This is a genomic window from uncultured Rossellomorea sp. (genome assembly GCF_947488365.1).
In the GTDB taxonomy this organism is placed as follows: Bacteria; Bacillota; Bacilli; order Bacillales; family Bacillaceae_B; genus Rossellomorea.
Genome location: NZ_CANKZT010000001.1, coordinates 936272 through 948433, shown reverse-complemented (window position 1 = coordinate 948433; position 12162 = coordinate 936272). Strand labels below are relative to the sequence as shown.

The following is a 12162-nucleotide window of genomic DNA, read 5'->3' as shown; positions in this document are numbered from 1 at the left end:
TTAAGGGGGGTAAATCATGGCTGGAAATCGAGAATTTAATTATCGCAGGCTTCATTCATTGCTAGGTGTTATTCCAGTTGGATTATTTTTAACACAACATTTAGTCGTGAACCATTTTGCCACTGGTGGGGAAGAATCATTTAACCAAGCGGCACACTTTATGGAAAGTCTTCCTTTCCGTTATTTCCTTGAAATTTTTATCATCTTCCTTCCATTGTATTTCCATGCAATCTACGGAATTTACATTGCATTCACTTCTAAGAACAATGCAAGTAAGTTTGGCTATTTCCGTAACTGGATGTTTTTACTTCAACGTGTTTCCGGAGTAATCACATTTATTTTCGTTACATGGCATGTGTGGGAAACGAGAGTTGCGGCAGCATTCGGAGCTGAAGTGAACTTTCAAATGATGGAAAACATCTTATCAAATCCATTCATGCTAGGGTTTTATGTACTGGGTGTTCTTTCAACGATTTTCCACTTTGCGAATGGTCTTTGGTCATTCTGCGTAAGCTGGGGAATTACCGTTTCACCTCGTTCTCAATTAATTGCTACATATGTTACGATCGGAATTTTTGTAGCGTTATCGGTGGTCGGTATGCGCGCAATTTTCGCCTTCGTATAAGAAGAAATAGATACAAGTCTAATAGATTCAGTAAATGCTCTGAAGTATGGTAGGAAAAGGAGTGAGTCACGATGAGTAAAGGGAAAATCATCGTTGTCGGTGGTGGTTTAGCCGGCCTGATGGCCACAATTAAAGCAGCAGAAAAAGGAACGCAAGTAGATTTATTCTCACTGGTACCCGTTAAGCGTTCTCACTCTGTATGTGCACAAGGTGGTATTAACGGAGCCGTTAATACTAAGGGAGAAGGAGACTCTCCTTGGGAACATTTTGATGATACAGTGTATGGTGGGGATTTCTTAGCGAATCAACCGCCGGTTAAAGCAATGACTGAAGCGGCACCAGGAATTATTCATTTACTCGATCGTATGGGAGTAATGTTTAATCGTACACCGGAAGGGTTACTGGATTTCCGTCGTTTCGGTGGAACACAGCACCATAGAACCGCTTTCGCCGGTGCAACGACTGGTCAGCAATTATTATATGCTCTGGACGAGCAGGTTCGTCGTCATGAAGTAGCAGGACTAGTGGATAAATTCGAAGGCTGGGAATTCCTTGGCGTCGTGGTAGATGACGAAGGAGTGGCAAGGGGAATCGTTGCCCAAAACCTTCAGACAATGGAAATTAAATCGTTCGCAGCGGACGCCGTGATTATGGCAACAGGGGGACCTGGAATTATCTTCGGTAAATCTACAAACTCTGTCATCAACACCGGTTCGGCAGCATCAATCGTGTATCAACAAGGTGTTTACTATGCAAACGGTGAGTTCATTCAAATCCACCCGACGGCCATCCCTGGGGATGATAAGCTTCGCCTGATGAGTGAATCTGCCCGTGGTGAAGGTGGACGGGTTTGGACATATAAAGATGGTAAGCCATGGTACTTCCTCGAAGAGAAGTATCCTGCATATGGAAACCTTGTTCCACGTGATATCGCAACACGTGAAATCTTCGATGTGTGCGTAAATCAAAAGCTCGGTATCAACGGTGAAAACATGGTTTACCTTGATCTATCCCACAAAGATTCAAAAGAGCTTGATATTAAGCTTGGTGGAATCATCGAAATTTATGAGAAGTTCATGGGTGATGATCCGCGTAAAGTGCCAATGAAAATCTTCCCTGCGGTACACTATTCTATGGGTGGACTTTGGGTGGACTATGATCAAATGACAAATATCCCTGGATTATTCGCTGCTGGTGAGTGTGATTATTCTCAGCACGGGGGTAACCGCTTAGGAGCAAACTCATTACTATCCGCTATTTATGGTGGTATGGTTGCAGGACCTAATGCCATTAAATATATCGAAGGTTTAGAAAAAACGGCTGAGTCGGTACCTTCTTCTTTATTCGATCGTTATGTGAAACAGGAAGAAGAAAAATGGAACAACATCATGTCCATGAATGGTACTGAGAATGCTTACGTCATTCATAAAGAGCTTGGTGAGTGGATGACGGATAACGTAACCGTTGTACGTCATAACGATAAACTTAAACAAACCGATGAAAAGATCCAGGAATTGATGGAACGTTACCAAAATATCAATATCAATGATACGGCTAAATGGAGTAACCAAGGGGCAATATTCACCCGTCAATTGTGGAACATGCTTCAGCTTGCCCGTGTTATTACAATCGGTGCATTGAATCGTAACGAGAGCCGTGGGGCTCACTACAAACCTGACTTCCCTGAACGTAATGATGAAGAATTCCTGAAAACGACGATGGCAAAATACAATGCTGCGACGAATTCTCCGGAATTCCATTACGAAGAAGTAGATACTTCACTGATTGCACCACGTAAGCGTGACTATTCTAAGAAAAAAGGGGGAAATAAATGATGAGTGAAAACAAAAGAGTCCGTTTTATTATTACTCGTCAAGAAAGCCCGGAAACAGCCCCTTTCCAAGAAGAGTTCGAGCTTGATTATCGTCCGAATATGAACGTCATTTCTGCATTGATGGAAATTCGTCGTAATCCGGTCAATGCAAAAGGGGAACAAACTACTCCGATTAACTGGGATATGAACTGTCTGGAAGAAGTATGTGGAGCTTGTTCAATGGTGATCAACGGGAAACCGAGACAGTCTTGTACAGCTTTAGTTGATCAATTGGAACAACCGATCCGTCTTGAGCCTATGCGCACTTTCCCTGTCGTTCGTGACCTGCAGGTTGACCGCAGCCGCATGTTTGACAGCTTGAAGAAAGTAAAAGCATGGATCCCGATTGATGGAACATACGATCTTGGTCCCGGACCGCGTATGCCTGAGAAGAAACGTCAATGGGCGTATGAATTATCGAAATGTATGACATGTGGTGTATGCTTGGAAGCATGTCCAAACGTAAACAGTAAATCGGACTTCATCGGTCCTGCTCCATTATCACAGGTTCGCTTGTTCAATGCCCATCCAACAGGGGCTATGAACCAGGATGAGCGTCTTGAATCGATCATGGGCGATGGTGGCCTTGCAAACTGTGGGAACTCTCAAAACTGTGTTCAATCTTGTCCGAAGGGTATTCCTTTAACAACTTCGATCGCTGCACTGAACAGAGAGACGACGTTCCAAATGTTTAAAAACTTCTTCGGAAGCGACCATATGGTTGACTAATCTTAAACATCTAAAAGCACTTTCCTTCGGGAGAGTGTTTTTTTGTCCTTTATAGGTTTCTTATTTTTCAGAAAAAGCTTATAATAAATAATGAATGGTGATTCATTTTCTTGTTCTATATTCATTTCCCAAAAGGAGGAGCCAATTTGAACCATTTTACATACATTGAAGATATAGAAACATGGCAAAAAGAGTTTTCATTTTCAATCCATATAAAGGTTCGGTTTTCCGAAACTGATATGTTTGGACATATGAACAATACGATTCCATTCACTTATTTCGAAGAAGCTAGAATCGAGTTTTTTAAACACAAAGGGTTTATGCAAAATTGGGTAAAACCTGATCATGAGACGATTCCTGTCGTCGCAGATTTACAATGTGATTTTGTTAAACAAGTATTCTTCGACGAACAGCTGAAGGTATGTGTGAAGGCAAATAGTGTGGGTAATTCCTCTGTAGATTTACACTATATGGGTCTGAATGAAAAAGAAGAGGTTTGCTTTACAGGTAGAGGAACCATGGTCCAAATATCGAAACAGACTGGAAAAGGTGTCCCCTGGACGGAAGAAATGAAGGCAAAGCTTGACTGCAAAAGGCGGTTTCTTAGCCCTTCGGAGTGTGTGAAATAATCCGTTGCCTATTTTTCATTTAACTTCCTCCTCTATGTCACTCTAAACCCTCCCTTCACATATGATATTCTGACGACCGACAATACCCATCCCCGCGGTTTAAAGCTGGCGAAGGCAAGGAGGGTTACCATAATTGAAGGACAATGATTTTACACACAAACCGTTGCTCACCAAAAGAGAAAAAGAAGTATTCGAACTGTTGGTTCAAGACAAAACAACTAAAGAAATTGCTAGTGATCTATTTATTAGCGAGAAAACAGTTCGAAATCATATTTCCAACGCCATGCAAAAGCTTGGAGTGAAGGGGCGATCTCAAGCTGTTGTAGAGCTTCTTCGCATGGGGGAACTCAAGCTTTAAATGTAAGGGACTGATTCTAATGGCAAACAATTAACGGGTCTTCCGCGGATACCTTTTAATGTTTGAATGAGAGTCAGTCTCTTTTAGTTCAGGTCCATTCGTGAACTTGTCTTGAATTTTCAGCCGAAAAAGGCGAAAATGCTAATAAGGGGAGTCTAGGCTGAATGAAAGGTCACTTAGGTCCCATAATATAATAGAAGCTAAAACAGGAAGGTCTACATGACCGATTCCCGTTTTCAATAAGGAATTATGTCCAGTTTCTGATTTAAAAGGAGAGTAATCATGACGAATTCTAAAGAAATCATTGGAGATTTACAAGTTGTTGCAGATATTGAGAAAGACCTGCGATACATATCCTCCATCATCAAGCAAAAGGGAAGAGAAATCTTAAGTCAGTACACCATCACCCCGCCGCAGTTCATAGCGCTGCAGTGGTTATTTGAATATGGAGATATGACCATTGGTGATCTTTCGAATAAAATGTATCTTGCATGCAGTACCACGACGGATCTAGTTGATAGAATGGAGAAGAATCAGTTAGTGGAACGCGTGAAGGATGAAAATGATCGTCGAGTCGTTCGGATTCATATGTTAAAAGAGGGCGAAAGAATTATTGAAGAAGTTATCAATAAAAGGCAAAATTATTTACAGAGTGTCTTAACGGATTTCTCTGAACAAGAAGTGCTATTATTAAAAGATAATTTAGCGAAACTTCATCAAGAAATGAAACAAGAATGAGGGAATAATGTGATTCAACCAATTGGCATCATTGATTCAGGGGTAGGGGGGCTAACCGTCGCTAAAGAAGTGATGCGGCAGTTACCTAAAGAAACCATCTATTATCTCGGTGACACAGCCCGTTGTCCCTACGGACCCAGAACAGCTCAAGAAGTGAAAATATTCACATGGGAAATGACCCAATATCTCATGCAATTTGATATGAAAATGTTGATTATTGCATGCAATACGGCCACTGCGGTTGTGTTGGATGAAATTCAAACCCATTTGGACATCCCGGTAATAGGCGTCATCCATCCTGGAGCGAGAGCGGCTATCAAGCACACTCATAATAAGAGAATCGGAGTATTAGGAACAGTGGGGACAATTAATAGCGGCGCTTATGTAGAAGCTCTTCACTCCCTGCACGGCAGCTTGGATGTCACGTCACTCGCCTGTCCGAAATTTGTCCCCTTAGTAGAAAGTGGGGAATACAATAGCTCCATGGCGGCAGACATAGTAGAAGAGACTCTTCACCCTATCAAAGATTCGGATATTGATACGTTGATATTAGGGTGCACCCACTATCCGCTCTTACAGCCTAAGATTAAAGCCTATATGGGTCCGGAGATCAGTGTGATAAGCTCCGGAGATGAAACGGCACGGGAAGTGAGTACGATTCTTGATTATTACAATCTCCTATACAAAGGAGTCCAGCACCCACAGCATCGCTTTTTCACTACAGGGTCATCGGCCATCTTTTCAAGCATTGCCTCCGATTGGCTGTCAGTCGGGGAAGTGAAAGCAGAAACCATTCGATTACAAGAGTAGGATCTTGTGATCGGATGGTTTTTTTATTTTCAAAAAGTTTCGGTCTATTTTATAGAACAGGCTCGTATATATGTTAGTACAAACTGTCTTTTAGGAGGTTTCCCAATGGCGAAAAAAGCGAAGGTGTCAATTGCTGTAACGGTTTTAGCTTCTTCTGTATATCTTTCAGGTTGTGGATTACTCAGTTTCGGTGATGATAAAGAAAAGATCGATCCTCCTCAAGATCTATCCTACTTAAAAGAAGGGGAGAAAGTGGATACGGCTAAAGGAGAAGACGGGGAGAAAGAAGTGAGCAAGGAAGAAGCAAAGGCTGAAACGGTCATGACAGAACTTTATTTAATCGATAAAAATGGATATGTTGTATCACAATCACTCCCACTTCCAGGTGAAGAAAGTGTAGCTAAGCAAGCTCTTGAGTATCTGGTCAAAAATGGACCGGTTGAAAATGTGCTGCCGAATGGGTTTAGAGCCGTACTTCCGGCAGATACGCAAGTGACGGTCGATATTAAAGACGGAACGGCCATTGCCGATTTCTCTCCGGAGTTCAATAACTACCAGCCTGAAGATGAGCAGAGAATTCTTCAGTCGGTCACGTGGACGCTTACTCAATTTGATTCTGTTGAAAAAGTAGAGCTTCGGGTGAACGGTTATCCACTGACTGAAATGCCTGTTAACGGAACACCGATCGATGAAAAAGGATTAACGAGAAAAGTAGGAATCAACGTGGATACTTCTGGTGTTGTGGATCCTACCAGTACAAAACCACTGACGGTTTATTATGTGTCCCAAAGTGACGATAAAACGTATTACGTACCTGTTACCAAGCGCGTGAGCTCAAATTCAGTGGATGAAGTCACGGCAGTTGTGAATGAATTAATAGACGGACCAGGATATTCATCTTCACTTGCAAGTGATTTTACAGGTGCAAAACTATTAGATGATCCGAAACTTGAAGATGGAACCGTTACATTGAATTTTAACGAAGCAGTTTATGGAAGCCTTGAAGAAAAAATGGTTTCTGAACATATGCTGAATTCTCTGGTTCTCTCTTTAACAGAGCAAAAAGGAATTAAAGGAGTCTCTGTACTAGTGAATGGGGAAGCAACGGTAGTGTCTAAAGACGGCGAAACCATCACAGAACCAGTGACAAGACCAGAAAATGTGAATGCAATTAGTTTTTAAATAACAATTTTTTGATATACTATGATAGAAGCACCCGAAAAGAGGTTGGCAGAATGCCGCCTCTTCTATTTTTGATTAGACCATTTTTACATAACGCACGAAAATACAGGAGGTAATGATATGAGAACAGATGGTAGAGAAAAGAATCAATTGCGTAATATTGAGATCGAGACGGATTATGTTAAGCATCCGGAAGGCTCAGTCTTAATAACGGTTGGAGAGACGAAGGTCATTTGTAATGCCAGTATCGAAGAACGTGTGCCTCCTTTTATGAGAAATAGTGGAAAAGGGTGGATCACGGCTGAATATTCCATGCTGCCAAGAGCAACTGAAACAAGAAACATCCGTGAATCTTCTAAAGGGAAGGTTTCAGGAAGAACAATGGAAATTCAACGTCTTATTGGAAGGGCATTAAGATCTGTAGTCGATTTGGATGCATTGGGAGAACGGACAATCTGGATTGATTGTGATGTCATTCAAGCAGACGGCGGGACAAGAACGGCTTCGATCACGGGAGCTTTCGTTGCCACGGCAATCGCAGTGGCTAAGCTTCAAGACAGTAAAAAAATCTCTTCCTTTCCGCTGAAAAGTTTCTTAGCAGCCACAAGTGTGGGGATTGTTGAAGTGCATGGAGCGGTTCTTGACTTGAATTATATTGAAGATAGCAGCGCATTAGTGGATATGAACATCATCATGACGGGTGAAGGCGAATTTGTAGAGCTGCAGGGAACAGGGGAAGAAGCAACCTTTACGATGGATCAATTGCATCAACTGTTAAAACTCGGACAAGAAGGAATCCACGAGCTATTCCAAATTCAGCAGCAATCATTAGGAGAAATAGTAAAAAGATTTCAATAAAGGGATGAGATTGTAGATGACAAAACGAGTGATCATAGCCACTAAAAACAGGGGAAAAGCAAAAGAATTTCAACATATGTTTGCTCCATACGGATATGAGGTACAAACATTACTAGACCTTCCTCATATTGAGGATGTTGAAGAAACCGGTGAAACGTTTGAGGAAAATGCCATTCTGAAAGCTGAAACGGTTGCGGAAATATTAGGTGAACTGGTGATCGCAGATGATTCCGGTTTGGCCATCGATGCCTTGGAAGGCCGTCCGGGAGTGTATTCTGCCCGCTATGCCGGTGAAGAAAAGAGTGATGAGGCGAACATGGAGAAGGTATTAAGCGAACTGGAATCTGTTGAAGAATCCGACCGTACCGCACGTTTTCACTGTGTTTTAGCGATTGCCGGACCGAATAGGGAAACCAGAACCGTTACGGGAACATGCGAAGGCACGATTTTACAAGAAAAAAGAGGAACGAATGGGTTTGGGTACGATCCGATTTTCTACGTTCCTACTCTTGGAAAATCCATGGCTGAACTAACACAAGAAGAGAAAAGTCAAATCAGCCATCGTGGAAATGCATTGAAAAAACTTAAGAACATAATCTCAGACTTTATTTAAAGGGTGAGCTGAATGAAACTATTGGTTGTAAGTGATAGCCACGGTTCAAAAGAAGAGCTATTGGAGCTATCGGAGAAATATCATTCTACCGTAGATGCCATGGTACACTGCGGAGATTCTGAATTAAGTGCAGATGACCCGGCATTATCTCCCTACCTTGTAGTAAGGGGGAACTGTGATATGGATGCCAGGCTACCCGACGACCTTATTGAAAAGGTTGAGGGCAATTCAATCATGGTGACTCACGGTCATCTGTATGGAATTAAAATGTCACTAATGAAGCTTCGTTATAAAGCAGAAGAAGCAGGCGCCCATTTTGTTTTCTTTGGACACTCCCATACGTTAGGCGCAGAATTGAATAATGGCATTTTGTTTTTAAATCCGGGCAGCATTCTTTTACCGCGGGGAAGAATGGAGCGCACCTATGCCTTGGTAGAGGCTCAGGATCAAGAGATAAAGGTAACATTCCTGACTCATGATCATGTGGCATTGGACGAATTGACTCAAACATTTCAACTGTAAAATCATCGTGAGAACCTGCTACGGCAGGTTCTTTTCATATAGATATTTCATGAAAAAATGACAGCTGAAAATAAAATAAAACTTTTTTTGAAAATCTGTTGACTTATTGATGCTATGTGAATATAATAAATATTGTCCTTGAAAAACAAATCACGTCCCAGTAGCTCAGCAGGATAGAGCAACGGCCTTCTAAGCCGTCGGTCGGGAGTTCGAATCTCTCCTGGGACGCCATAAATCCTACATATACAAAGCTTGCCTGCATTGGGTAAGCTTTTTTTGTTATCTAAAAGATATCGTGCTAAACTAATACAAACTAACAGTATAGGTAGGTACGATTTATGACTAAGGGAAACCAAGAAGGAAAAGGAAAGATTGTCCAGTTCCCGGGATTGAAGGATCGGCTGTTGGAAAAGGGCGTGCAGGCACTGGAAAAAGGAGAGGTTCATGAATCCTCCCAGTTGCTCACCCAAGCCCATGAATTAGAACCTGATAATCCCGATATTAATACGGCACTCGTGCTTTCTCTTTATGAAAGCAAGCAGTACGACAAAGCGAGATACATATGTAAAGAGATGCTTCTTGAAGGAATCGGCGACTATTTTGAAGTCGTTGATATGTATTTGATGATACTCATCCAGCTTCATCAGCACAGGGAAGTAGTGGATACGATCCACGCCCTGTTTGATGAAAAAGAAGTGCCTTTTGAAAAGGAAGAACATTTCAAAAAGCTTCTGCACTTTAGTGAGAAAGTATTGAATGGTAAAGCAGTGATTCCAGATGAAGAGACCCCTAAAGAAGATCAATCATCCATATTGAACGGGAAGAGTTTAGAGGAGCAAACCTTACTGGTAGCTCAACTGGTTCACCGTAACATAAAGCCCTTTATGGGAGAGCTGCAATCTGTCTTAAAGGATTCAGAATCCCATCCATTTCTGCAAACGATGATTTTAAATGTTTTTAGAGAGCATGGAGTGGATAAAGAAGTGGATATTACTAAGCTTGGAATGGAAGATAGGGTTTCACCAGCTGAATTGGAAGATGTGTTCGATTCTGATTTCTTCACCAAGGTCACAGATTCCCTGGATGATCTTTTGGCGCAGACGAATCCTACGCTATTTCAGCACGCGCATGAATTACTGAAACGGCATGCCTTTCTTCTCTATCCTTTTACATTTGAGGAGGAACCGAAAGAAATCGCTTCGGTGTATGCCTACTACACAGCGGGGATGTTTGCAGATGCGATCCTTGAAAAGGAGTTAAAAGACCAGGTTGAAAACACGCAATCTCAGGGGATTCTTTCAAGACTTAGGGAACTAGAGGAAATTTCCTCTCCTAATATTTAAATGCTGTCTGTTGAAAGACAGTGGCTGTATGTTATAATGTAATGGTTGTAATGTAAAAGTTTTTCATATATTTACGATGATAGTGCTAGATTCATACAGGACTATCTACTACTATGCGTAAAAAATTCAAGATCAATTATAGATTGTTGGAGGGAACAGTATGTCTGCAAAATGGGAAAAGCAAGAAGGAAACCAAGGAGTTCTTACAATTGAAGTAGAAGCTGCTAAAGTAAACGAAGGTTTAGACGCAGCGTTCAAAAAAGTTGTAAAACAGGTGAACGTACCAGGATTCCGTAAAGGGAAAATGCCTCGCGGTATGTTCGAAAAACGCTTTGGAGTAGAATCACTTTATCAAGATGCATTAGATTTCATCTTACCTGAAGCATATGCGAAAGCAATCGAAGAAACTGGAATCGATCCAATCGACCGTCCGGAAATCGATGTTGAGCAAATGGAAAAAGGCAAAGATCTAATCTTCACTGCTAAAGTACAAGTGAAACCAGAAGTGAAACTTGGCGAATACAAAGGTCTTGAAGTAGAGAAAATGGAAACAGAAGTAACAGCAGAAGATGTAGAAGCTGAACTTACTTCACTTCAAGAAAAGCAAGCTGAGCTTGCTGTTAAAGAAGAAGGAAAAGCTGAAGAAGGCGACACAGTAACAATGGATTTCGAAGGATTCGTTGACGGTGAAGCATTCGAAGGCGGTCAAGCTGAGAATTATTCACTTGAATTAGGTTCTGGTCAGTTCATCCCAGGTTTCGAAGAGCAATTAGTTGGTGTAACGGCTGGAGAAGAGAAAGAAGTAGAAGTTTCTTTCCCAGAAGAGTATCATGCAGCTGAACTTGCTGGAAAACCTGCTACATTCAAAGTGAAAGTTCACGAAATCAAAGCGAAAGAACTTCCTGCATTAGACGATGAGTTCGCTAAAGACGCAGACGAAGAAGTTGAAACACTTGCTGAACTTAAAGAAAAAATCGAAAAACGTCTTCAAGAGTCCAAAAAGAACGAAGCTGAAACAGCTGTTCGTGAAACTCTTGTAAATAAGGCTTCTGAAAATGCTGAAGTAGAAATCCCAGAAGTAATGGTTACAGCTGAAGTAGACCGCATGATGCAAGAATTCGGTCAACGTCTACAAATGCAAGGTATGAACCTTGACCTATACTTCCAATTCTCTGGTCAAACAGAAGAAGATCTTCGCGGTCAAATGAAAGAAGATGCTGGTAAACGCGTTCGCACAAACCTTACACTGGAAGCAATCGCGGCAGCTGAAAACCTTGAAGTAACTGAAGAAGAAGCAGAAGAAGAAGTAAACAAAATGGCTGAACAATACAACATGTCTGCTGACAACATCAAACAAGCTCTAGGCGGCCTTGACACACTTAAAGCTGACCTGAAAGTACGTAAAGCAGTAGAATTCCTTGTTGAAAACAGCAAAACTGTAGCATAATAAAAATAGCTAACAAGGCGCGATTTCTTCGTGCCTTGTTTTGTACAATGAAATGAAGATCCTGCTAGATTTTGACTCATTCGTGTGAAACGAATGTTTCACACGCTTTTCAGCTTTGCTGAAAAGTAGCCACCATCCTCAAAAGCGATAGAGCAAACGAGTTTGCTCTTTCGCTTTTGAGGATGGTGGCATAAATGAGCCAAAATCTCGACTACACTAAGCTTTACTTCGAACTTATGTGTATGAGCAAACAAGTTTGCTCCAGGCGTTTTTTGTTTCTGTGGCAAAATGAGCCAAAATACTATACTCTATCTAATAAGAAACTTTATCCATCAAACAAGAATAAGAACCACTATTTTTGGAAAAAGCTTATTTAACGGGGTTGCATTACTTTTCACCAGGAACATACATAATTGGATTTCTTACATTACCTGA

Annotated in this window: 13 protein-coding genes and 1 tRNA gene; all 14 read left to right on the top strand. The window is 41.4% G+C overall.

The window, feature by feature from the left end; translation table 11 throughout:
* The first annotated feature begins 16 nt into the window (after positions 1-16).
* A complete protein-coding gene (locus Q1B03_RS05045; RefSeq protein WP_044340478.1) occupies positions 17-625 on the top strand; it encodes a succinate dehydrogenase cytochrome b558 subunit in 609 nt (202 codons plus the stop codon).
* A 71-nt stretch (positions 626-696) separates the two neighbouring features.
* Positions 697-2460, top strand: coding sequence for a succinate dehydrogenase flavoprotein subunit (sdhA, locus tag Q1B03_RS05040; protein ID WP_299738855.1), 1764 nt, complete (start codon positions 697-699; stop codon positions 2458-2460).
* Positions 2460-3227, top strand: coding sequence for a succinate dehydrogenase iron-sulfur subunit (sdhB, locus tag Q1B03_RS05035; RefSeq protein ID WP_299739653.1), 768 nt, complete (start codon positions 2460-2462; stop codon positions 3225-3227). Before sdhA ends, sdhB begins: the two co-directional genes overlap by 1 nt.
* Positions 3228-3373: 146 nt before the next feature.
* Positions 3374-3856, top strand: a complete 483-nt coding sequence (locus Q1B03_RS05030; RefSeq protein WP_299738853.1) for a thioesterase family protein — start codon at positions 3374-3376, stop codon at positions 3854-3856.
* Between the two features lie 133 nt (positions 3857-3989).
* Complete coding sequence (locus Q1B03_RS05025) at positions 3990-4214, top strand: response regulator transcription factor (RefSeq protein WP_032087424.1); 225 nt, start codon at positions 3990-3992, stop codon at positions 4212-4214.
* A gap of 282 nt (positions 4215-4496) precedes the next feature.
* The gene (locus Q1B03_RS05020) at positions 4497-4952 is read left to right on the top strand and encodes a MarR family winged helix-turn-helix transcriptional regulator (RefSeq protein WP_299738843.1); all 456 of its coding nucleotides are present in this window, start codon (positions 4497-4499) and stop codon (positions 4950-4952) included.
* Positions 4953-4961: 9 nt separating this feature from the next.
* The gene (gene racE, locus Q1B03_RS05015) at positions 4962-5762 is read left to right on the top strand and encodes a glutamate racemase (RefSeq protein WP_299738841.1); all 801 of its coding nucleotides are present in this window, start codon (positions 4962-4964) and stop codon (positions 5760-5762) included.
* 105 nt (positions 5763-5867) lie between these two features.
* Positions 5868-6944 (top strand): GerMN domain-containing protein, encoded by a 1077-nt coding sequence (locus tag Q1B03_RS05010; RefSeq protein WP_299738839.1) that lies wholly within the window; start codon positions 5868-5870, stop codon positions 6942-6944.
* 120 nt (positions 6945-7064) lie between these two features.
* Entirely contained in the window at positions 7065-7802 is a 738-nt protein-coding gene (rph, locus tag Q1B03_RS05005) for a ribonuclease PH (protein ID WP_299738837.1), read from the top strand.
* 16 nt (positions 7803-7818) lie between these two features.
* Complete coding sequence (locus Q1B03_RS05000; RefSeq protein WP_299738835.1) at positions 7819-8415, top strand: XTP/dITP diphosphatase; 597 nt, start codon at positions 7819-7821, stop codon at positions 8413-8415.
* A gap of 12 nt (positions 8416-8427) precedes the next feature.
* On the top strand, positions 8428-8937 hold the full coding sequence (locus tag Q1B03_RS04995) for a metallophosphoesterase (protein WP_299738833.1): 510 nt from the start codon (positions 8428-8430) through the stop codon (positions 8935-8937).
* A 154-nt stretch (positions 8938-9091) separates the two neighbouring features.
* Positions 9092-9168, top strand: a tRNA-Arg gene (locus Q1B03_RS04990).
* Positions 9169-9275: 107 nt separating this feature from the next.
* Complete coding sequence (locus Q1B03_RS04985; protein ID WP_299738831.1) at positions 9276-10280, top strand: M48 family metallopeptidase; 1005 nt, start codon at positions 9276-9278, stop codon at positions 10278-10280.
* Between the two features lie 160 nt (positions 10281-10440).
* Complete coding sequence (gene tig, locus Q1B03_RS04980; RefSeq protein ID WP_299738829.1) at positions 10441-11727, top strand: trigger factor; 1287 nt, start codon at positions 10441-10443, stop codon at positions 11725-11727.
* Positions 11728-12162: the final 435 nt, after the last annotated feature.

Coding starts and splice junctions, on each gene's coding strand:
- Q1B03_RS05000 (WP_299738835.1), top strand. CDS start 7,819: ATGACAAAACGAGTGATCATAGCCACTAAAAACAGGGGAAAAGCAAAA.
- Q1B03_RS05020 (WP_299738843.1), top strand. CDS start 4,497: ATGACGAATTCTAAAGAAATCATTGGAGATTTACAAGTTGTTGCAGAT.
- Q1B03_RS04995 (WP_299738833.1), top strand. CDS start 8,428: ATGAAACTATTGGTTGTAAGTGATAGCCACGGTTCAAAAGAAGAGCTA.
- tig (WP_299738829.1), top strand. CDS start 10,441: ATGTCTGCAAAATGGGAAAAGCAAGAAGGAAACCAAGGAGTTCTTACA.
- Q1B03_RS05010 (WP_299738839.1), top strand. CDS start 5,868: ATGGCGAAAAAAGCGAAGGTGTCAATTGCTGTAACGGTTTTAGCTTCT.
- sdhB (WP_299739653.1), top strand. CDS start 2,460: ATGAGTGAAAACAAAAGAGTCCGTTTTATTATTACTCGTCAAGAAAGC.
- Q1B03_RS04985 (WP_299738831.1), top strand. CDS start 9,276: ATGACTAAGGGAAACCAAGAAGGAAAAGGAAAGATTGTCCAGTTCCCG.
- Q1B03_RS05045 (WP_044340478.1), top strand. CDS start 17: ATGGCTGGAAATCGAGAATTTAATTATCGCAGGCTTCATTCATTGCTA.
- sdhA (WP_299738855.1), top strand. CDS start 697: ATGAGTAAAGGGAAAATCATCGTTGTCGGTGGTGGTTTAGCCGGCCTG.
- rph (WP_299738837.1), top strand. CDS start 7,065: ATGAGAACAGATGGTAGAGAAAAGAATCAATTGCGTAATATTGAGATC.